The following is a 21,978-nucleotide window of genomic DNA, read 5'->3' on the forward strand; positions in this document are numbered from 1 at the left end:
CGAATTCTCGTTTAATAGAAAACCCCGCAAGGGGTTTTCTCGTTTATGACGTTTATTGTTTTTATTGTAAGGAAGTCCACTTATGTTCACGTTGACCCACGGCGATAAAGTACTGTCTTTGTCTTCCCCTGTGGTGATGGGAATTGTCAATGTTACCCCTGATTCATTTTCTGATGGCGGCGAATTCAATCAATTTGAAGCTGCTTGTAAACACATTGATTATATTATTCAACAAGGTGCAAGTATCATCGATATTGGTGGCGAGTCTACACGTCCTGGTGCTAAAGAAGTCTCTTTAGAACAGGAGTTACAACGGGTCATTCCAGTTATTGAATATATTGCCGCACATTATGATGTGTGGATTTCAATTGATACGAGTAAGCCAGAGGTCATGCAGCAAGCAGTAGCCGCTGGAGCGAATATTATTAATGATGTGCGGGCATTACAATTACCCGGTGCGATTGAAATGGCGGCCTCATTGAAGGTGCCAGTTTGTTTGATGCACATGCAAGGTCAACCGCAAAATATGCAAGACAACCCCAATTATGACGATGTTGTTGCTGATGTAGATTTGTTTTTTCAACAACGTATATTAGCCTGTGAAGCGGCGGGGATCACAAGAGAAAACATTATTTTAGATCCAGGCTTTGGCTTTGGGAAAACTTTAGCGCATAATTACCGCTTATTAGCCTCTATACCAGCTTTACATCAATTTCATTTGCCGATTTTAGTTGGTTTATCTAGAAAGAGTATGATTGGTGATTTACTCAATAGACCTGCTTCCGATAGGTTGGCTGGAAGTTTAGCTGGAGCATTAATAGCGGCTCAGCAAGGGGCACAAATTTTACGAGTACACGACGTACCCGAAACCGTCGATGTACTTAAAGTCATGTCTGCGACAATGGATTATTGCTAGTTATGACTGATGTTGTTAGATGTTTTAAACGAGTGAATTCACTATAAGTGGGGATATGTGAAACAAAGACAATTTTTTGGAACCGACGGCATACGAGGCAAAGTCGGTTCAGGTAAAATGACTCCTGAACTTGCACTTAAGTTAGGTTGGGCTGCAGGTAGAGTGTTATCACGCAGTGGCACCAAGAAGGTCATCATTGGTAAAGATACTCGTATATCAGGTTATTTATTTGAGTCCGCATTAGAAGCGGGTTTATCTGCTGCAGGGTTAAATGTATTACTGCTTGGGCCAATGCCAACACCAGCAGTAGCTTACTTAACTCGCACGTTCAGAGCCGAAGCCGGTGTGGTTATTAGTGCTTCTCATAATCCTTATTATGATAATGGTATTAAGTTCTTCTCAACTGATGGCAGTAAATTAGATGATGCCATTGAGTTAGAAATTGAAGCTGAGCTTGAAAAACCTCTAGAGTGTGTAGAGTCTCACCTTTTAGGAAAAGCAAAACGCATTGACGATGCTGCCGGTCGTTATATTGAATATTGTAAAGGTAATTTCCCTGCTGAACATACTCTTTCTGGTTTAAAAATAGTGGTCGATTGTGCCCATGGCGCAACTTACCACATTGCCCCGAGTGTTTTTAGAGAGTTGGGTGCAGAGGTTGTCGCAATTGGAGATAAGCCAGACGGTGTCAATATTAATGACAAAGTTGGGGCAACTTCAATGGCTAAGATTTGTGAAACGGTATTGGCAGAAAATGCTGATTTAGGTATCGCATTAGATGGCGATGGTGACCGGATTATGATGGTTAACCGTCATGGTGAAGTGCTAGATGGCGATCAAATCTTATATATCTTAGCGGTAGATGCTCAAAAACGTGGCGTATTAAAAGGTGGGGTTGTTGGTACATTAATGTCGAACCTTGGTTTAGATTTAGCCTTGCAAGAACTTAATATACCTTTCGTCCGTTCCAATGTGGGTGACCGTTATGTGATGGAGTTACTTAAAAAGCACGAGTGGCGCATTGGAGGGGAAAACTCTGGTCATATTCTTAATTTAGATCACGGTACAACAGGTGATGGAATCATTGCTGGTATTTTAGTGTTGGCTGCAATGCGTCGCCAAAATACTACCCTAGAAGCATTAACTGAAAATATTAAAATGCTTCCTCAAGTGCTTGTGAATGTTAGATTTGAAGGTGACTCTAACCCACTTGATTCAGATGCCGTTAAATCAGCACAAGCTTATGTTGAGCAACAATTAGGCAGTCGTGGTCGAGTACTATTAAGAAAGTCAGGTACAGAGCCATTGATTCGAGTTATGGTGGAAGGTGACGACCATCAGCAAGTATCTACATTAGCAAATACCATTGCTGATGCGGTTAAAACAGCGTTTTAATCATTTTAAATACATTTTATAAAAGCTGTCGCTGGGATAAAAATTAATCAGTCCGACAGCTTATTGTAAATATTCATCTATTACCTATTGTAACTTGATAAGTGGTTCGCTATTATTCACGCCGCTTTCAGAGGAGACAGTGATGGCACTCAGACGTCCTATGGTAGCTGGCAACTGGAAAATGAATGGCAATTCGGCATTAGCCCAAGAGTTGTTCAAAAAATTTGCTGCAAAGCTCCAAAATGATTCAGCTGAAGTGGTTTTATGCCCGCCTTCAATTTATCTTGAAAGTGTTAGGCAACTGCTTGAGACAAATAAGCAAACCTTAGACGGTGCGCTTGTTAGAATGGGCGCACAAAATCTTAGTCAACATGATTTTGGTGCGTATACCGGTGAAATATCCGGGCAGATGCTAAAAGATTCAGGATGCCGATATGTTATTATTGGGCACTCCGAACGTCGCCGTATGTACGGTGAAACGAGTAACATTGTGGCAGAGAAATTTGCCGCAGCACAAAAGCATGGTTTGACCCCTATTTTATGTGTAGGTGAGTCAGGTCCAGCACGTGAAGCAAGACGAACATTTGAAGTGATTGCTGAAGAGTTGGATATCGTCATTGAAAAAAATGGCACCATGGCTTTTGATAATGCCATTATCGCTTACGAGCCTTTATGGGCAGTAGGTACAGGTAAAAGTGCGACTCCAGAGCAGGCGCAAGAAGTTCATGCGTTTATTCGTAATCGCCTCTCTGAAGTATCTCCATTTATTGGAGAAAATATCAGGATATTATACGGTGGTAGTGTTACCCCAAGTAATGCGGCAGATATTTTTGCCCAACCTGATGTTGATGGTGGACTGATTGGCGGAGCTAGCTTAAATTCGTCAGAATTCCTAAGTTTATGTTCCATAGCAATGAGCGCATAATAATATGTACGAAGTTCTTATAGTTGTATACTTGGTGGTAGCAATCGGGCTGGTTGGCTTGATTCTTATTCAGCAAGGTAAAGGTGCCGATATGGGCGCATCATTTGGAGCAGGCGCGTCTGGTACGTTGTTTGGTTCAAGTGGTTCAGGTAACTTCCTGACACGCAGTACTGCAATTTTAGCAATTGCTTTTTTCGCTTTAAGTTTAACCATTGGCAACCTCAGTGCTAATCATAATAAAGCGGAAGACAATTGGAGTGATTTAAGTTCAGCTGCTGAACAAGTTGTTGAACAAGCGCCAGTTGTTGAGCAAGAGTCAGAAGATAAAATTCCTGACTAAGTAAAAATTAATGCGGAAGTGGTGAAATTGGTAGACACGCCATCTTGAGGGGGTGGTGAGCTTAGCTCGTGCGGGTTCAAGTCCCGCCTTCCGCACCAAATATTAAAGAGTCCATATGTGGACTCTTTTTTTATGTCCAGTGAAAATTGCAAGCTGAACTGTTATTGCTTTTTCACTGGAAAATTTGTTCCATAGACGTGTGCTTGTTGCACGATTATTTATTGAATTAAAATAAGCAACTTTTACGCATTATATGTTCTCGCTCAGCGAAGAACCTTAGATGGTGTAATTGCTAAAAAACTGTACAGTTGACGGGTTTTTACTGAATAGTTATTGCAAGCAAGGGCGTAAGTCAATATAATTGCAGCCAGTTGACGCGGGATGGAGCAGTTTGGTAGCTCGTCGGGCTCATAACCCGAAGGTCGTCGGTTCAAATCCGGCTCCCGCAACCAGCTCCCTGTTATTTGAGTATTATAAATAACAGATACAGGTTCTATAATAAAATAGCCTCGTAATTACGGGGTTTTTTGTTATATGGACTTTAATTCTCCGTGGTTTAAGGCGGATTAGATAGGGGCTTTTAGCCCTTTTTTTGTTTTTTGGGGGTCAATTTGGCAACTTTAGAATCGAAATTGGTACAGATGTTAACCGTACCAGTTGAAGCGCTTGGCTTTCAGTTGTGGGGCATTGAATATGTTCAAGCTGGAAAACATTCTGTCGTACGCGTTTTCATTGATCATGAAAACGGAATAAATATTGAAGATTGTGCCGAAGTTAGTCGACAGGTTAGCGCGGTTCTTGATGTTGAAGACCCTATTTCAACAGAATATACACTTGAGGTGTCATCGCCAGGGGTAGACAGACCCTTGTTTACTGCAGAGCAATATCAAGCTCATGTGGGTGAAGATGCAAAAGTACAATTGACGATGCCTGTTGCAGGTAGTCGCAATCTAAAAGGCGTTATTAGCAGTGTTGATGGGCAAATGCTCACAATCACGGTTAATGGCAAAGACTTGGTTGTTGCTTTGGATAATATCCGTAAGGGCAACATCATCGCAAAATTTTAATAGTTTCAGGTGAAGAACGAGGCTAGACCAAATGAATAAAGAGATCCTGCTAGTAGCAGAAGCGGTTTCAAATGAGAAAGCGGTTCCGCGTGAGAAAATTTTTGAAGCGTTAGAGATTGCGCTTGCTACAGCAACCAAGAAAAAATACGAAGGTGACATTGACGTTCGTGTTTCTATTGACCGTAAAACGGGACACTACGATACATTCCGTCGTTGGATGGTGGTTGATGATCAAGGCGAAGCACTAGAGAATCCATATAGTGAAATTACTCTAGAAGCAGCACGTTACGAAAACCCAGAGATTCAACCTGGTGAATTCATCGAAGATGAAATTGAATCGGTAGTGTTCGACCGCATTACGACTCAAACCGCGAAACAAGTTATTGTTCAAAAGGTACGTGAAGCAGAGCGTGCACAAGTTGTTGAGCAGTTTATTGAACGCGAAGGCGAAATTGTTACGGGTGTAGTTAAGAAAAGCACTCGTGAAAATGTCATTGTTGACTTAGGCAATAATGCTGATGGCGTATTGTTCAAAGAAGACCTCATAAGTCGTGAGTCTTTCCGTCCCGGTGATCGTGTTCGTGCATTATTATATGCCGTTCGCCCTGAAGCTCGTGGTGCGCAACTGTTTTTAACACGTAGCAAGCCAGAAATGTTGATTGAACTTTTCCGTGTAGAAGTACCGGAAATTTTCGATGAAATGATTGAAGTGATGTCTGCAGCTCGTGACCCAGGCGCGCGTGCAAAAATTGCGGTTAAGTCAAATGATAAGCGTATCGACCCGATTGGTGCGTGTGTTGGTATGCGTGGTGCTCGAGTTCAAGCGGTATCAAATGAATTAGGCGGTGAGCGTGTTGATATCGTACTTTGGGACGACAACCCAGCACAGTATGTGATTAATGCTATGGCGCCAGCTGATGTTGCTTCAATCATTGTTGATGAAGATAACCACTCGATGGACATTGCTGTTGAAGCTGACAGCTTAGCACAAGCAATTGGTCGCAATGGCCAAAACGTTCGTTTAGCGACGCAACTTACAGGTTGGGAACTAAACGTGATGACAGTTGAGGATATGAATAAGAAGCATCAGGCAGAAAGTGCCAAGATTATTGACTTATTCGTTAGCTCACTAGATGTAGATGAAGATTTTGCTTCAGTGTTAGCGGAAGAAGGATTTACTTCTTTAGAAGAAATCGCTTACGTACCAGAAGCTGAGTTACTCGATATTAATGGATTTGATGAAGATATTGTTGCTGCGTTACGTGAACGTGCCAAAGCTGCAATTTCAACACGTGCATTAGCTTCAGAAGAAGCATTAGATGGTGCACATCCAAGTGAAGACTTATTAGCCCTAGACGGTTTAGAGAAACACCTTGCATTTGTTTTAGCAAGTAAAGGTGTTGTGACATTAGAAGACCTTGCAGAGCAAGGTATCGATGATTTAATCGAAATTGAAGAATTGACAGAAGAAAAAGCAGGTGAGCTCATCATGGCAGCCCGCAATATCTGTTGGTTTGGCGAAGAAGCATAAGTCGATCAACAGGGGGATTTAATTGATGGCAGATACAAGTTTAGACAAATTAGCTCAAGAAGTAGGTAAAACGGTTGATCGTTTAGTTGAACAATTCAACGAAGCCGGTATTAAGAAAAGTAAAGGTGATAGTGTTTCTGAGCAAGAGAAACAGCAATTACTTGAGTTCTTGAAAAAGCAACATGGCGGAGATTCAGCGCCAACGAAGATGACTTTACAGCGTAAAACTGTTTCAACCTTGAGTGTTTCAGGTACTGGTGGTCAATCTAAAGATGTTAAAGTTGAAGTACGCAAAAAGCGTACTTTCGTAAAGCGTGATGAAGCTGATTTAGCCAAGCAAGCTGCTGAAGAGCAAGCTAAAGCAGAAGCGGAAGCTAAGGCAAAAGCAGAAGCAGAAGCCAAGGCTAAAGCTGAGGCAGAGGCTAAAGCTAAAGCTGACGCAGAAGCTAAAGCCAAAGCTAAAGCTGCTAAAGAGTCTGAGGCTGCAAAAAATGCTAAGCCGAAGGCGCCTAAAGCTGAGCCAAAAGCTGAAAAAGCACTTGATCCTGAAGCAAAAGCCGCTAAAGAAGAGGCTGACCGTCTGAAAGCTGAACAGGAAAAAGTGTTAACTCAAAAGCAAAAAGAAGAAGCTGATAAAGCGGCTGAAAAAGCACGTAAACTTGCTGAAGAAAACTCGAAGCGTTGGGCTGAAGAAGAACGTCAACGTCTTGAGGCTGAGAAAAACAGCGATCACCACGTCACAACCTCTAAAGTAGCACGTGCTGCCGAAGATACATCTGATATGGATGAAGAAAAACGTGGTCGTCGTTCTCGCAATAAGAACAACAAAAAACGTGGCGGTAAAGATGCACGTGACGGACGTGAAAAACACATGCGTCGTAACAACGCACCTCAGTCAATGGCTCATGGCTTCAACAAGCCTGTTGCAGCAGTGACTCGTGACGTTCGTATTGGTGAAACTGTCACGGTTTCTGAGTTAGCTCATTTAATGGCAGTTAAAGCCACTGAAATCATCAAGCAAATGATGAAAATGGGCTCAATGGTTACCATTAACCAAGTTCTTGACCAAGAAACAGCACAACTGGTTGCTGAAGAAATGGGTCACAAGGTTGTTCTTTTACGTGAGAACGAACTTGAGCATCAAGTGCTGCAAGACCGTGATGATAACGTTAAGTTAGAAACTCGTGCGCCAGTAGTAACTATTATGGGTCACGTTGACCATGGTAAAACGTCATTACTTGACTATATCCGTCGTGCGAAGGTAGCAGATGGTGAAGCCGGTGGTATTACCCAGCACATTGGTGCATACCACGTTGAAACTGATAATGGCATGATCACTTTCTTAGATACTCCAGGTCACGCCGCGTTTACCTCAATGCGTGCTCGTGGTGCTAAAGCAACCGATATTGTTATCTTGGTTGTTGCTGCAGACGATGGCGTTATGCCGCAAACCATTGAAGCAATTCAACATGCTAAAGCGGGTAACGTGCCACTTATTGTTGCTGTTAATAAAATGGATAAGCCAGAAGCTGATCCTGAGCGTGTTAAGAGTGAGCTTTCTCAACATGGCGTAATGTCAGAAGAGTGGGGCGGTGACAATATGTTTGTTCACCTTTCAGCTAAAACTGGTGAAGGTGTTGATGAACTATTAGAAGGTATCTTATTACAGTCTGAAGTTTTAGAGCTTAAAGCAGTACGTCAAGGTATGGCTGCTGGTGTTGTTATTGAGTCACAGCTTGATAAAGGCCGCGGACCTGTTGCAACAGTATTAGTTCAAGAAGGGACTTTATGCCAAGGTGATATCGTTTTATGTGGTCTTGAGTACGGTAAAATCCGTGCAATGAAAGATGAAAACGGTAAAGCGATTACTGAAGCAGGCCCTTCAATTCCGGTTGAAATTTTAGGTCTTTCAGGTGTTCCTTCAGCGGGCGATGAAGCGACTGTTGTGCGTGATGAACGTAAAGCACGTGAAGTAGCATTGTACCGTCAAGGCAAGTTCCGTGATGTTAAACTGGCTCGCCAGCAGAAGTCTAAGCTAGAGAACATGTTCGCCAATATGACTGAAGGCGAAGTTCAAGAGCTGAACATTATTCTGAAAGCTGACGTACAAGGTTCTTTAGAAGCAATTTGTGATTCATTAACTAAACTGTCTACAGATGAAGTTAAAGTGAACATTATTGCTCGCGGTGTAGGTGCATTAACTGAAACTGATGCAACCTTAGCGGCAGCATCAAATGCCATTATGGTTGGTTTCAACGTTCGTGCTGATGCACAGGCGCGTAAGACCATTGAGGCAGAAAGTGTTGACCTACGTTACTACAGCATCATCTATAACCTAATTGATGAAGTTAAAGCGGCAATGACTGGTATGTTAGCGCCAGAATTCAAGCAAGAGATTATTGGTCTTGCTGAAGTGCGTGACGTATTTAAGTCGCCAAAACTAGGTGCAATAGCAGGTTGTATGGTAATTGAAGGTCTAGTTAAACGTAGCGCTCCTATTCGTGTACTACGTGAAAACGTCGTTATCTACGAAGGTGAACTAGAATCACTTCGTCGCTTTAAAGACGATGCAACTGAAGTTCGTAATGGGATGGAATGTGGTATCGGGGTTAAGAACTACAACGATGTTCGCGTAGGCGACCAAATCGAAGTATTTGAAACCGTCGAAGTAGCAAGAACGCTATAATATAAGAAGGGCGGCTTTAGCCGCCCTTTTGCTTTATTAGCCTAGGTGAATTAATTATGGCAAAAGAATTTAGTCGTACTCGTCGCATTGGTCAGCAACTACAGCAAGAACTTGCTATGGTGCTGCAACGCGATATGAAAGATCCTCGCATCGGCTTTGTAACCGTCAATGATGTCGAAGTTTCACGAGATTTAAGCTATGCCAAAGTCTTTGTGACATTTTTCGAAGAAGACTCTGCATTAGTTGAAGAAAAGTTGGCTGCATTAACTGTTGCTGCACCATACGTTCGTACATTAGTGGCAGGACGTATGAAGCTTCGTGTTATGCCTGAGCTGCGCTTTGTTTATGACAGTTCTCTGGTTGAAGGTATGCGGATGTCAAATTTAGTAAGCCAAGTGATTACTAAAGATAAACAAAAGCAGAAAGACAGTGGTCGTGTTGATGAAGTAGACCAAGACGATACCCAGGAGAAAGATTAATGGCTCGTCGTCAAAAAGGTCGCTTTATTGATGGGATTGTATTGTTAGACAAAAGCACTGGCATGAGTTCAAACCATGCCTTGCAACGCGTAAAAAGGTTTTTTAATGCCAATAAAGCGGGTCACACTGGTGCGTTAGATCCATTAGCGACTGGGATGTTACCTATCTGTTTAGGCGAGGCCACTAAGTTTTCGCAGCACTTACTCGATTCAGATAAACGTTATACCGTTATCGCTAAGTTAGGACAACGAACCGATACCAGTGATTCCGACGGTGAAATTGTTCAAACACGCGAGATTAATTTTAGTGACGAACAATTACAAACGGCGTTAGCGCATTTTCGTGGCGACACCATGCAAGTCCCTTCAATGTATTCTGCGTTAAAGTATCAAGGTCAGCCTTTATATAAATATGCCCGCGAAGGCATTGAAGTTCCTAGAGAAGCTCGACCCATTACGGTTTATGAGCTGAACTTTTTAGGACTTGAAGATGATGAGTTAACCTTAGATATTCATTGCTCTAAAGGAACCTACATTCGTACTATCATTGACGATTTAGGTGAAATGCTTGGTTGTGGTGCACATGTCATTATGCTTAGGCGTACTCAAGTGGCGCATTATCCTTATGAGAAAATGGTCACTCTGGAGCAGCTAGAAGCATTAGTAGCCTCAGCCGCTGAACAAGAAGTTCCAGTAGGTGAATTGCTTGACCCATTACTTTTACCTATGGATACCGCGGTTGCTAACTTTGCAGAAATTAATCTACCTGAAGCCATGCAATACTATGTTATGCAAGGGCAGGCGATGCAGGCATCAGGGTTAAAACCTGATGAGTTAGTCAGAATCACTATTGGTGAGCAACGTAGGTTTGTCGGTATAGGTTCAATGAATGATGATGGTTTGCTTGCACCCAAACGCTTGATTGTATTACGGGATTAATAAACCAACGCAAACAATAGAAGATTTTGTGTTTATTGGGGCAATAAAGCGACTAAATATATTGCTCTAGCATGAATTAATCGTTAAAATGTCGCGCTTCCTTTAGCTGAGTTAGTGATCGGCTAAAGATTATTAATATTTATTTTGGAGAAACACATGTCACTAAGTGCTGAAGCTAAAGCAAAAATCGTAGCTGAATTTGGTCGTTGTGAAAATGACACTGGTTCAACTGAAGTACAAGTTGCTTTATTAACTGCTCAAATCAATCACCTTCAAGGTCACTTTAAACAGCATATCCACGATCACCATTCACGTCGTGGTTTATTACGTATGGTTAGTGCTCGTCGTAAGCTTACTGCTTACTTAAAGCGTACTGACTCTGAGCGTTATGCTGCATTGATCCAGAAGTTAGGTTTACGTCGTTAATTCGACTTTCACTGACTTTATGTTAGTGGAAACCGTAAAAAAGGAGGCTTAGCCTCCTTTTTTATTGCCTGTTAAAAGCGGTTATATATGTTCAATTTTAGCCGTTTGATTGGCAATGAACCTTTGCTCGAACTCTTCTAGTGTTAGAGGTTTGCTGTAAAAGAAACCTTGTCCAATAGGGCAATGGTTCTCTCTTAGCCAATCTAGTTGCTCTTCATTCTCAATACCCTCAGCCACAATCGATAAACCTAACTGTTTACCTAACATCAAAATAGTGGATGCAATCGCGCTATCTTCAGGTAGATCGTTTACAAATGCACGGTCAATTTTCATTGTGGTAATTGGCAGGTGACGCAAATAAGATAACGATGAATATCCAGTACCAAAATCATCTACAGCTATACCGAATCCAGCGGATTTAAGTTGTTCTAAAGTCATAATCGCTTGTTCAATATCATTCATTAACGACGTTTCAGTAATTTCTATCTCAAGCAATTCAGGGCTAATTTGGTAACGTAATGCAAACTGCTTAATATCAGGAACTAAGCTTGCATCAGCAAATTGCTGTGAGGCAACATTCACTGCAATAGGAATGGCGTAATTATATTTCTTACGCCAGTCGCGTAATACTTTACAAGATTGTTCAATGACCCAGCGACCTATCGGAATAATAATGCCAGTTTCTTCTGCTACTGGAATAAACGACATAGGGCTGATTAACCTACCATCTTTTTGCCAGCGAATAAGGGCTTCACAGCCAATTACTGTGTTGGTATTAATATCTAGTTTAGGTTGAAAGTAGAGGACAAACTCATTGTTTTTCAGCGCATCATGCAGTGAAGCTTCAGTACTTAAACGGATTGCTGCACGCTCGGTCATTTGTTCTTTAAAGAATGACCATTGATTCGACCCCGCTGCCTTAGCGCTATACATTGCGATATCAGCATGTCTGATCAAATCTTCGGCACAATTACCATCCTCAGGGTAAATGGATATACCTATTGAAGCGGCAGGATGAATGGTATGTTCGTTTAATTGAAGTGGAGCATTAAGTTGCATAAGCAATTTATCGACAAAGTCTGCTGCATGATCTGGACTTTGAATATCATCTGCTAGAATGACAAACTCATCTCCGCCTAGGCGTGCAACACTACCTGTGTCTCCCACAACACGTTCTAATATTCTCGCAATACGAGCAAGAAACTGATCTCCCAAAGCATGGCCTAGAGAATCGTTAACGTTTTTAAATCGATCTAAGTCGATGAACAATAATGTGAAGTTTCGTTTGTGAACTCGTGAGCGTTGAATAGTAACGTTCAAGGTTTCTAATAATAGTGTGCGGTTGGGTAAGCCGGTTAATGGATCTCTTGTGGCCATTTTACGCAGCTTATTTTGAGTCTGGCTAAATTGTAATAAAATTTGATTAAATTTACTTGTTACCAACCCTAATTCGTCGTCTTGGTGTGCTTTTGAAATGGGGAGTAAATTTTCATTAGGTGAATCTGGATCGATTTTATCAATCGCTTCACTGATCCTTGCGATAGGTTGAGTTAAGAATCGGTGGAAAACAACCGTTAACACTAATGTTAGTAATAATGCTCTAGCTAAAGTTGCAATCAAGCTTAGTTGCAGCTGACTAAACAGGTGGGTGGTCAGTTTTTTTGTATCGTAAAAAATGGTTAATTGACCAATTAATTGTTGTTTTTGGCTGCCTTCAAAGTAAAAAGGGCGATATAAAGGGCGAGTTATTTCTTTAAGCTCGCCGAATAAATGTGTGCTTAATAAAACGAAATTGTCAGAATATTGTTGGCTCTCGTTTTCTACACTTACAAATAAAGTGCCGTCATCTAACTTGAGAATGGCTGAGCCAACGTTATCAACTTTTATAATACCTGCAAGCGTCTGTTGTGCTAATTTGTCATCCAAAGCCCATACCGCATTGGTGGTTGTTTGTTCAACAGAGTCAAGTAGTTCTTGTTGAGAGCTAGCTAATTGCTGCTTGGTGGTCACCACAACTAAGGCTATTTCGACTAAAAAAATGGCAATAGCAAAGAATAACGCGCTGAAAACGACAAGATTAGTTTGTTTCCAAGTAAGGGATTTAAATCTTGGGGTCATTATTGTTTCCGTGTTTCATGACAAGTTTCTTGTTATTTTGTTTGTACAGTAACGATAGAACACATTTCTTAAGTATAAAAGTTTGTACTCATTGCATTATTAAACCATGAAATATTTGCAAAGTGACGAGATGACAACACAAAACACTTCAAAAGTCTAAATAATGTATACCTAGTATTAACTGTAGTAAATATCGCTATGGTTGTCATTGTTAATCCACAATTAACACTTTCTTTTATGCTCGGTAATCTCATGGAGGTATTGTTAATTTCGGCAGATGTGAAATTTTCTCAATCAACTGATGTTAATTTGTTCAGTGCATAGACATAGGGGCTAATGCCTTTTGAGGGATGCGGTTGCCATAGAGTGTATTGATAATTCAATACATAAATAAAGTCATTAATATTAATTTTTTATTTGCTTGCAGAGGATATTTAACTATTCAATGTAATTGAAGTATACTTATGCGCGTAATTTAAAGGTCATTAATTAAGGAATGGGTCACGTGAATCCAATTGTAAAGAGTTTTGAGTATGGTCAACATACTGTCACCTTAGAAACAGGTGTTATTGCACGTCAAGCTGACGCTGCAGTTTTAGCGAGCATGGGCGATACAACAGTGCTAGTTACTGTTGTTGGTAAAAAAGATGCGGATCCAAGCCGTGACTTTTTCCCGTTAACAGTTAACTACCAAGAGAAAACCTACGCAGCAGGTAAAATCCCTGGTGGTTTCTTCAAACGTGAAGGTCGTCCTTCTGAAGATGAAACACTCATTGCTCGTTTAATCGACCGTCCAATTCGTCCTTTATTTCCAAACGGTTTTAAAAACGAAGTTCAAGTTATCATCACAGTCGTTTCTGTTGATCCACAAATTGAACCAGATATGGTTGCAATGATTGGTACTTCAGCAGCACTGTCTATTTCAGGTATTCCTTTCAATGGCCCTATTGGCGCAGCGCGCGTGGGTTACATTAATGGTGAGTACTTATTAAACCCAACGGTTGATCAAGTTGCTGAAAGCGACCTCGATTTAGTGGTTGCAGGTACTGAGTCTGCAGTATTAATGGTTGAGTCTGAAGCGAAGTCATTAGCAGAAGAAATCATGCTTGGTGCGGTGACTTATGGTCACGATCAACAGCAAGTTGTTATTCAAGCTATTGCTGAATTCAAAGCTGAAGCAGGCAAACCAACTTGGGATTGGACAGCACCTGTTCAAGACCAAGACTTAGTTGCTCAAATTAAAGAGCTAGCTGAAGAAGGCATGACAGCTGCTTACCAAATCGAAGTTAAGCAAGATCGTTACGCTCAAGTTGGTGTTGTTAAAGCTGCAGCTAAAGAAGCGCTAATCGCTAACAATCCTGATGTTGATCCACGTGAAGTTGACAACCTATTAGGTAGCCTTGAGAAGAATATCGTTCGTGGACGTATTATTAGTGGTAAGCCACGTATTGATGGTCGTGAGCCAGATATGATTCGTGCGTTAAGTGTACTAGCAGGTGTATTACCGCGTACACATGGTAGCTCACTATTTACTCGTGGTGAGACGCAAGCATTAGTGACTTGTACTTTAGGCACAGAACGTGATGCACAAAAAATTGATAGCATCATGGGCGAGCGCACTAACCGCTTTATGCTGCATTATAACTTCCCTCCGTACTCTGTTGGTGAAACAGGTATGGTTGGCTCACCTAAGCGTCGTGAAATTGGTCACGGTAAATTAGCTTGGCGTGGTATTAATGCTGTTATGCCTTCTGCTGAAGAATTCCCATACAGTGTTCGCGTTGTTTCAGAAATTACTGAATCAAACGGTTCTAGCTCTATGGCGTCTGTTTGTGGTACTTCATTAGCATTAATGGATGCTGGTGTACCTATCAAAACTTCTGTTGCAGGTATCGCAATGGGTCTTGTTAAAGAAGGCGACGACTTTGTTGTTCTTTCTGACATCTTAGGTGATGAAGACCACTTAGGTGATATGGACTTTAAAGTAGCTGGTACTCGTGATGGTATTACAGCACTGCAAATGGATATCAAAATTGAAGGTATCACTAAAGAAATTATGGATATCGCATTACAACAAGCATATGGCGCACGTGTTCATATTCTGAATGTAATGGACCAAGCGATTTCTGGTGCACGTGATGATATCTCTGATCATGCTCCACGTATTACTACCATCAAGATTAATCCTGAAAAAATTCGTGATGTTATTGGTAAAGGTGGTGCAACTATTCGTGCACTTACTGAAGAAACCGGTACTACTATCGAATTAGATGATGACGGCACTGTGAAGATTGCTTCTTCAAATGGTGAAGCAACTAAAGAAGCGATTCGTCGTATCGAAGAGATTACTGCTGAAGTTGAAGTAGGCCGTATTTATAACGGTAAAGTTATCCGTATCGTTGACTTTGGTGCATTCGTTAACATTCTTCCAGGTAAAGATGGTTTAGTGCATATTTCACAAATTAGTGAAGAGCGTGTTGCTAACGTATCTGATCATTTAGAAATGAACCAAGAAGTGGCTGTTAAAGTGATGGAAGTGGATCGTCAAGGACGTGTTCGTCTTTCTATCAAAGAAGCACAAGCAAAAGAATCTGCTGAATAAGCAGTTAATTTGCCATTAAATTTTAAAAGGAGACCAAATGGTCTCCTTTTTTTTTATTTTATGGCAATATAGGTGTATCCCAAATGGCACATAACGTGAGCTGTTGTTATGATGTTGCTAATAATGAACCTGATTAAGGTAAAGTGAATGAATTTGAAATTACGCACCTCGGTAGTCGCTTTAATGGCAGGTGCAAGTATGTTGCTTACTGGCTGTGCATCAACTTCTGGTTCAAATGATGCTGGTGAACAAATTGTTGTCGCGCCAGTTATGCCTGATTATAAACTGGAAGTTACCTTGGCAAAGTTGAATGAAATTTTAGCCACCATGGAGCTGACCGATGAGCAACGTGCGAGGTTCCACTATGACAGGGGAGTTATCTACGATAGTGTTGGGTTGCGTTTACTTGGGCGAATTGATTTTCATCAAGCATTAAAGTTACAGCCTAATTTAGCTGATGCCTACAATTTCTTAGGAATTTATTATACCCAAGAGGGCGAATTTGAAAGTGCCTATGATTCATTTGACGGCGTATTAGAACTTGCGCCAGATTATGATTACGCTTATTTAAACCGTGGTATCGCATTATATTATGGTGAGCGTTATGAATTAGCGGTTGCTGATTTACAAGCATTTTATGATCGCGACCCAAGCGACGGCTACCGTGCATTGTGGCTTTATTTAATGTCTGCCCATCAAGACGTTGAAGTGGCAACACAAGCATTAGCGCAACACCGTACGGGCTTACCAGATAAAGCTTGGTCGAGTGTCTTAATTGACTTTTACTTAGGTAAGTTATCTAAAGATGAGGTTTTTCAAGCGGCGAAAGTCGGCCTGAATCAACCGAAAGAATATGCTGAACGTTTATGCGAAGCTTACTTTTATTTAGGTAAAAAAGCACAAGAGTTAGGTCAATATCAGGATGCGGCTAACTATTACCGTTTAACGTTGGCAACTAATATTTATGACTTTGTCGAGCATCGTTACGCTCGCATCGAACTCGCCAGAATTAAACAAATTCTTGAGCAACAGGACAATCCACAAAGCTAATCCAGTGTTTGCCTAGCCAAGTTAACAGTAAGGCGCTATAATTTGCGCCTTTTTTAACGGCAAGTGCAAAGGTTACCATGTCAGGCATAAATGTTGAGGTCGATAAACGTCGAACCTTCGCCATCATTTCTCACCCAGATGCGGGTAAGACAACAATTACTGAAAAAGTATTGTTATTCGGTCAAGCAATTCAAACCGCAGGTACAGTTAAAGGTCGCGGCTCAAAGCAGCATGCTAAATCTGACTGGATGGAAATGGAAAAAGATCGTGGTATTTCTATTACGACATCTGTGATGCAGTTCCCTTATGCAGATTGCCTAGTTAACTTACTTGATACCCCTGGTCACGAAGACTTCTCAGAAGATACTTACCGTACCTTAACTGCAGTTGATTCATGTTTAATGGTCATTGATGCGGCTAAAGGCGTTGAGGATCGAACTCGTAAACTAATGGAAGTCACTCGTTTACGTGACACACCGATTATTACTTTCATGAACAAATGTGACCGTGATATACGTGATCCAATGGAAGTGATGGATGAAGTTGAAAACGAGCTTAAAATTGCCTGTGCCCCAATCACTTGGCCTATTGGTTGTGGTAAGTCTTTTAAAGGTGTTTACCATATTCATCGCGACGAAACGATTTTATATCAAACGGGTCAAGGTCATACTATTCAAGACGTTAACATTGTAAAAGGGCTTGATAACCCTGATTTAGATGTAGCGATTGGAGAAGAGTTAGCTGAACAGTTACGAGAAGAGTTAGAGTTAGTTGTGGGGGCTTCCCATGAGTTTGAGCTTGATGCTTTCTTAAAAGGTGAATTGTCACCAGTATACTTTGGTACTGCACTGGGTAACTTTGGCGTAGACCATATGCTTGATGGGTTAACTGATTGGGCCCCTAAGCCTCAATCACGAAATACCGATGTGGGCGAAGTATCTGCTACAGATTCTAGTTTTAGTGGCTTTATTTTTAAAATTCAAGCCAATATGGACCCTAAGCATCGTGACCGAGTCGCCTTTATGCGTGTTGTATCAGGCAAATACGAAAAAGGCATGAAAATGCGTCATGTGCGCGTGGGCAAAGATGTACGTATTTCTGATGCATTAACATTTGTCGCTGGTGATCGTGAGCAAGTTGAAGAAGCGTTCCCTGGTGACATTATTGGTTTACATAACCACGGCACTATTCAAATTGGTGATACCTTTACCCAAGGTGATAAGTTTAAATTTACCGGTATTCCAAACTTTGCTCCAGAAATGTTCCGTCGTATTCGCCTAAAAGATCCGCTTAAACAAAAGCAATTGCTTAAAGGCTTAGTACAGTTAGCGGAAGAAGGGGCTGTTCAGGTCTTTAGACCAATAGACTCTAATGACCTTATTGTAGGTGCTGTTGGTGTTCTTCAGTTTGAAGTGGTTGTTGGTCGTTTAAAAAGTGAATACAACGTTGAAGCTATTTACGAAGGTATTAGTGTATCAACAGCGCGCTGGGTTTACTGTAAAGACGAACGCAAACTTGAAGAGTTTAGACGTAAATGTAGCCCGAACTTAGCCTTAGATGGTGGTGATAACTTAACCTATATTGCCCCAACAATGGTTAATCTAAACTTGGCTATGGAGCGTTATCCTGACGTTGAGTTTGCTAAGACGCGTGAAAATTAATTTTTTACTCGAACAAACAATTTAACTATATTGAAGGCAGTATTTTACTGCCTTTTTTTATGGTAAATTTTTGATGAACCTGACAAACAGCTTTTTTGACTCTCACAGCCATTTCGACGATTGTGCGTTTGATGAAGACCGAGATGCCGTTTTTGAGCAAATGAAAGCAGCGAACATCAAGCATATGTTGATTCCTGGAATTTGTCAGCAAAGATGGCAAAAGCAAATCAACATTGCACACCAATACCAATGTTTTTATGCCTTAGGTATTCATCCATGGTTTATTCCCGACAATATAGATGCGGCGATTACTGAACTTGCTAAGCTTATAGAGCTTCATCAGCACCAACGCTTATTTGTCGCTCTTGGGGAGTGTGGCTTAGATAAACTAAAGCCGAATTTTGAACAACAAAGGGTGTTATTTGAACGGCAACTCCAATTAGCCCAAACATTTCAGCTTCCTGTCATTATTCATTGTGTTAAGTGTCACTCTGAAGTCATTAACTTATTAAAACACTACTCATTATCAGCTGGAGGCGTTATTCATGGGTTTTATGGTAGTGTAGAAACTGCTAAACAATATCAAACTTTGGGCTTTAAGCTGGGTATAGGCGGGTTATTGCTAAATAAAAATGCAAAAAAATTACAAAAAGCGGTTGCTGAACTTCCCCTTGATTTATTTCTACTTGAAACTGATTCGCCTAGTATGACCCCTCAAAAATATCAGCCAAATCGAAATTCTTCACTTATTTTGCCAGAAATTGCCGCAGAAATAGCTAATTTGCATAAAAAAACCACTGTTTTTATTATGAAACAGCTGAGTGGTAATGCTATGCAACTATTTGACCCTTAATCTCTTTTTAAGAAACAAGGCTTGTTTTGTGAAGTTATCTTGTCTAAATAACTGAAACTAAACTCTAAAAATTTGATCAAAACGACGATTTTCGTCAAATGCTAGGCTATAATCTGTCACGGAAATAAGGTGAGTTAACAACATATATAAAAAATGTTAACAATTTAAAAGGGTGATGTTTAATGGATATAGTAATGAGTTTAGTAGGGGTGGTTACCTTACTTGCGATAGGTTTTTTACTATCAACTGATAAAAAAGCGATCAGTGTCCGTGCAGTTGGCGGCGCGTTAGCTATTCAGGCATTCTTTGCCGGTTTTGTATTATATGTTCCAGTGGGTCAACAAGTACTTGGTGGCGTTTCACAAGCCGTTGCTGATGTTATTGGTTATTCTCAAGCTGGTATCGACTTCCTATTCGGTGGTTTAGGTACTGATGCTATGTTTGGTAATGGTGTTGGTTTCGTATTTGCCGTACGTGTACTACCTGTCATTATCTTCTTCTCTTCATTAATCGCTGTTCTTTACTACCTAGGCATTATGCAAATGGTAATTAAGTTCATCGGTGGTGCTTTACAAAAAGCATTAGGAACAAGCCGCACAGAGTCTATGTCTGCTACAGCAAACATCTTTGTGGGTCAAACTGAAGCGCCGTTAGTTGTTCGTCCTTTCATTCCTACTATGACTAACTCTGAGCTGTTTGCCATTATGGTTGGTGGTTTAGCATCAATTGCTGGTGCCGTATTAGCGGGTTATGCTGGAATGGGCGTAAAAATTGAGTACTTAGTTGCTGCATCATTTATGGCTGCTCCAGGTGGCTTATTAATGGCTAAACTAATGCACCCAGAAACAGAAACAACCAACAATGAAATGGAAGATCTTCCTGAAGATACTGACAAGCCAGCAAACGTCATTGACGCGGCAGCAGCAGGCGCTTCTTCTGGTATGCATTTAGCGTTAAACGTTGGTGCAATGCTATTAGCTTTTGTTGGTTTGATTGCAATGATCAACGGAATGCTAGGTGGCATTGGTGGTTGGGTTGGTATGGAAAACCTATCACTTGAGCTAATCCTAGGTTATATCTTCATGCCATTAGCATTCTTAATTGGTGTGCCTTGGAACGAAGCAATGGTTGCAGGTTCTTTCATTGGTCAAAAAATTGTAGTTAATGAGTTTGTTGCTTACTTAAACTTTGCTCCATACCTCAACGATATGGCCACGACTTGTACTTCAGTTGCAGCCGATGTAACTAAAGGTTTACCGCTTTGTATTGAAGGTACGCAAGCGGCAATGAGCGCACGTACACAGGCGATAATTTCATTCGCATTATGTGGTTTTGCTAACTTATCTTCTATCGCCATTCTTCTTGGTGGTTTAGGTTCTATGGCTCCTTCTCGTCGTCATGACTTAGCTAAACTAGGTGTGCGTGCTGTTATTGCCGCATCTTTAGCTAACTTAATGAGTGCAACGTTAGCGGGCTTATTCTTAGCAATTTAAAAATACATAGCTTGATGGGCTTTAGTGCTTGATAACCTAAAGCCCTAACAAGCTAAGTTGTGATTACGTAGTCTAATCGATTAGCGTTAATCCACCATTTCCAATTTGCGAAGTTGTATATCTGGTTTAGCATTTAAACTAGATTCTAAGGATGGATATTTCCTTACAGTGATGTTTATTGATTAAATGTTGCAGTAAGTTTGCGGCATTGTTCACAAAATAGAATTTAGTATTTGTTTTTTTGCTGAAATAATATTGTGATTTACAACAATAACGGTAAAATGCAAACGCTTAAAAATAGTTGCCCAAAGGCAATAAAATATTTAAATGGGGTTGATGATGAAAAATGTTAAAACTTTAGCTTTAGCCGTAGCAGCAGCTGCGACTATGACAGCGACTACAGTACAAGCTGAACAGTATTATGGTTTTGCTAACGTATCTGTAAACTACTTAGACTGGTCAGGTGGAACTGAAGATCGTTCACGAGACATTCAAAACGGTTTTGCTGCTAAGTCTGACTTTGTATATATCGAATTTGAAGGCGGTGCAGGTTACGATTGGGGTGATGTTTATGGTTTCATCGATTTTGAAAACCCAAACAACTTAAATTGGGGCGAAGACCAAGATGACCCAAGCAAGCAGTTCCGTATTGCAGCTAAAGGTACTGTTGCTGTTAACATCGGTGAGTCTAACTGGAACTACTACGGTCAAATCTACAGCTTGACTGATTCTTCTGGTTTCTATGAGCAAAACATCGTTTTAGGTGTTAGCTATGACATCAATACTGACTTTGGTTTATGGGTTAAGCCTTTCGTAGGTGCTCATATTCTTAACAACCCAGGCAATGCTGGTTTTAACGGCGGTATGGCTGGTTGGGTATTAGGTTATAACTTCAAGTTAGGTGGCCAAGACTTCATGGTGACTAACTGGAATGAAATTGAATTTGCACGTGATGATCACGCACGTGGTTTCTGTACAAGCGATACATGTACAGGCCCTGGCGATATCGGATGGCAGAACACTAACGGTGACAGCACTGGTATCAACGGTGCGGTAGCACTATGGTGGAATGCAACTAAAGATTTCACTTTAGGTATTCAATACCGTTATGCTGACCAAAAGCTAGGAACTGCTGCATATCAAAATGCTGCTATTTTCTCAGCTAAGTACAACTTCTAATTGTACTTTGGAGCCACGCTCAAGCGTGGCTCCAATCTAATGAGGTTACATCGGTAAAATAATTAAAAATTAATTTTTAATTAAACACATTATTGCATAAGATGTTTTTAATTAAGCATTAAGTAAAACGCGCTAAAAAGGACTTTTCGCGGAAAGTGATAAAATAGTTTTTTATTTTTTCTTTCCGGTCTTCAAGGATTCAAGTCGTGGTACTCGTTATCAGATTGAATACTTAGGTTAGTAAAACTACTTTACTGGCAAAACAGAAGACCCGGCCATAACTATAATCATATGCCACTTCAGTTGTTGCTTGAACAAA

Annotated in this window: 17 protein-coding genes and 2 tRNA genes; 18 read left to right on the forward strand and 1 reads right to left on the reverse strand. The window is 40.8% G+C overall.

The features are described 5' to 3' along the window. Window positions 1-82: 82 nt before the first annotated feature. From folP to rpsO, 12 genes are all read left to right on the forward strand, one after another. The gene (gene folP / locus L2672_RS02075; RefSeq protein ID WP_248994165.1) at window positions 83-916 is read left to right on the forward strand and encodes a dihydropteroate synthase; all 834 of its coding nucleotides are present in this window, start codon (window positions 83-85) and stop codon (window positions 914-916) included. A 57-nt stretch (window positions 917-973) separates the two neighbouring features. Further along, a complete protein-coding gene (gene glmM, locus L2672_RS02080; RefSeq protein WP_248994166.1) occupies window positions 974-2,311 on the forward strand; it encodes a phosphoglucosamine mutase in 1,338 nt (445 codons plus the stop codon). Between the two features lie 142 nt (window positions 2,312-2,453). Continuing rightward, a complete protein-coding gene (gene tpiA, locus L2672_RS02085) occupies window positions 2,454-3,236 on the forward strand; it encodes a triose-phosphate isomerase (RefSeq protein ID WP_248994167.1) in 783 nt (260 codons plus the stop codon). Window positions 3,237-3,240: 4 nt separating this feature from the next. Then, a complete protein-coding gene (secG, locus tag L2672_RS02090) occupies window positions 3,241-3,576 on the forward strand; it encodes a preprotein translocase subunit SecG (protein WP_248994168.1) in 336 nt (111 codons plus the stop codon). 12 nt (window positions 3,577-3,588) lie between these two features. After that, window positions 3,589-3,674 (forward strand) — tRNA-Leu (locus tag L2672_RS02095). A 277-nt stretch (window positions 3,675-3,951) separates the two neighbouring features. Continuing rightward, window positions 3,952-4,028 (forward strand) — tRNA-Met (locus L2672_RS02100). Between the two features lie 159 nt (window positions 4,029-4,187). Next, the gene (gene rimP / locus L2672_RS02105) at window positions 4,188-4,643 is read left to right on the forward strand and encodes a ribosome maturation factor RimP (RefSeq protein WP_248994169.1); all 456 of its coding nucleotides are present in this window, start codon (window positions 4,188-4,190) and stop codon (window positions 4,641-4,643) included. Window positions 4,644-4,674: 31 nt separating this feature from the next. Beyond that, a complete protein-coding gene (gene nusA / locus L2672_RS02110; protein WP_248994170.1) occupies window positions 4,675-6,174 on the forward strand; it encodes a transcription termination factor NusA in 1,500 nt (499 codons plus the stop codon). Between the two features lie 25 nt (window positions 6,175-6,199). Continuing rightward, complete coding sequence (gene infB / locus L2672_RS02115) at window positions 6,200-8,860, forward strand: translation initiation factor IF-2 (protein WP_248994171.1); 2,661 nt, start codon at window positions 6,200-6,202, stop codon at window positions 8,858-8,860. Window positions 8,861-8,916: 56 nt separating this feature from the next. Then, a complete protein-coding gene (rbfA, locus tag L2672_RS02120) occupies window positions 8,917-9,339 on the forward strand; it encodes a 30S ribosome-binding factor RbfA (protein ID WP_248994172.1) in 423 nt (140 codons plus the stop codon). After that, on the forward strand, window positions 9,339-10,277 hold the full coding sequence (gene truB, locus L2672_RS02125) for a tRNA pseudouridine(55) synthase TruB (RefSeq protein WP_248994173.1): 939 nt from the start codon (window positions 9,339-9,341) through the stop codon (window positions 10,275-10,277). The genes rbfA and truB overlap by 1 nt, the downstream gene beginning before the upstream one ends. Window positions 10,278-10,433: 156 nt before the next feature. Beyond that, complete coding sequence (rpsO, locus tag L2672_RS02130; RefSeq protein ID WP_248994174.1) at window positions 10,434-10,703, forward strand: 30S ribosomal protein S15; 270 nt, start codon at window positions 10,434-10,436, stop codon at window positions 10,701-10,703. A gap of 81 nt (window positions 10,704-10,784) precedes the next feature. Here the strand turns inward: rpsO and L2672_RS02135 are convergent, their stop codons facing one another. Next, the gene (locus L2672_RS02135; protein WP_248994175.1) at window positions 10,785-12,821 is read right to left on the reverse strand and encodes an EAL domain-containing protein; all 2,037 of its coding nucleotides are present in this window, start codon (window positions 12,819-12,821) and stop codon (window positions 10,785-10,787) included. Window positions 12,822-13,326: 505 nt separating this feature from the next. Between L2672_RS02135 and pnp the strand changes: the two genes are divergently transcribed. The 6 genes from pnp to L2672_RS02165 all read left to right on the forward strand — a co-directional run bounded on the left by pnp (window position 13,327) and on the right by L2672_RS02165 (window position 21,659). After that, on the forward strand, window positions 13,327-15,423 hold the full coding sequence (gene pnp, locus L2672_RS02140) for a polyribonucleotide nucleotidyltransferase (protein WP_248994176.1): 2,097 nt from the start codon (window positions 13,327-13,329) through the stop codon (window positions 15,421-15,423). A gap of 147 nt (window positions 15,424-15,570) precedes the next feature. After that, window positions 15,571-16,473 (forward strand): lipoprotein NlpI, encoded by a 903-nt coding sequence (gene nlpI, locus L2672_RS02145; protein WP_248994177.1) that lies wholly within the window; start codon window positions 15,571-15,573, stop codon window positions 16,471-16,473. 77 nt (window positions 16,474-16,550) lie between these two features. Continuing rightward, window positions 16,551-18,134: a peptide chain release factor 3 gene (gene prfC / locus L2672_RS02150; protein ID WP_248994178.1), complete on the forward strand. Its 1,584-nt coding sequence runs from the start codon at window positions 16,551-16,553 to the stop codon at window positions 18,132-18,134. Between the two features lie 73 nt (window positions 18,135-18,207). Then, the gene (locus tag L2672_RS02155; RefSeq protein ID WP_248994179.1) at window positions 18,208-18,987 is read left to right on the forward strand and encodes a TatD family hydrolase; all 780 of its coding nucleotides are present in this window, start codon (window positions 18,208-18,210) and stop codon (window positions 18,985-18,987) included. A 182-nt stretch (window positions 18,988-19,169) separates the two neighbouring features. After that, entirely contained in the window at window positions 19,170-20,480 is a 1,311-nt protein-coding gene (locus L2672_RS02160; protein ID WP_248994180.1) for a NupC/NupG family nucleoside CNT transporter, read from the forward strand. A gap of 339 nt (window positions 20,481-20,819) precedes the next feature. Further along, complete coding sequence (locus tag L2672_RS02165; RefSeq protein ID WP_248994181.1) at window positions 20,820-21,659, forward strand: outer membrane protein OmpK; 840 nt, start codon at window positions 20,820-20,822, stop codon at window positions 21,657-21,659. Window positions 21,660-21,978 lie beyond the last annotated feature (319 nt).

Origin of the sequence: Shewanella gaetbuli (assembly GCF_023284065.1) — a bacterium.
In the GTDB taxonomy this organism is placed as follows: domain Bacteria; phylum Pseudomonadota; class Gammaproteobacteria; order Enterobacterales; family Shewanellaceae; genus Shewanella; species Shewanella gaetbuli.

Coding starts and splice junctions, on each gene's coding strand:
- folP (WP_248994165.1), top strand. CDS start 83: ATGTTCACGTTGACCCACGGCGATAAAGTACTGTCTTTGTCTTCCCCT.
- tpiA (WP_248994167.1), top strand. CDS start 2,454: ATGGCACTCAGACGTCCTATGGTAGCTGGCAACTGGAAAATGAATGGC.
- secG (WP_248994168.1), top strand. CDS start 3,241: ATGTACGAAGTTCTTATAGTTGTATACTTGGTGGTAGCAATCGGGCTG.
- nusA (WP_248994170.1), top strand. CDS start 4,675: ATGAATAAAGAGATCCTGCTAGTAGCAGAAGCGGTTTCAAATGAGAAA.
- infB (WP_248994171.1), top strand. CDS start 6,200: ATGGCAGATACAAGTTTAGACAAATTAGCTCAAGAAGTAGGTAAAACG.
- rbfA (WP_248994172.1), top strand. CDS start 8,917: ATGGCAAAAGAATTTAGTCGTACTCGTCGCATTGGTCAGCAACTACAG.
- truB (WP_248994173.1), top strand. CDS start 9,339: ATGGCTCGTCGTCAAAAAGGTCGCTTTATTGATGGGATTGTATTGTTA.
- rpsO (WP_248994174.1), top strand. CDS start 10,434: ATGTCACTAAGTGCTGAAGCTAAAGCAAAAATCGTAGCTGAATTTGGT.
- L2672_RS02135 (WP_248994175.1), bottom strand. CDS start 12,821: ATGACCCCAAGATTTAAATCCCTTACTTGGAAACAAACTAATCTTGTC.
- nlpI (WP_248994177.1), top strand. CDS start 15,571: ATGAATTTGAAATTACGCACCTCGGTAGTCGCTTTAATGGCAGGTGCA.
- prfC (WP_248994178.1), top strand. CDS start 16,551: ATGTCAGGCATAAATGTTGAGGTCGATAAACGTCGAACCTTCGCCATC.
- L2672_RS02155 (WP_248994179.1), top strand. CDS start 18,208: ATGAACCTGACAAACAGCTTTTTTGACTCTCACAGCCATTTCGACGAT.
- L2672_RS02160 (WP_248994180.1), top strand. CDS start 19,170: ATGGATATAGTAATGAGTTTAGTAGGGGTGGTTACCTTACTTGCGATA.
- L2672_RS02165 (WP_248994181.1), top strand. CDS start 20,820: ATGAAAAATGTTAAAACTTTAGCTTTAGCCGTAGCAGCAGCTGCGACT.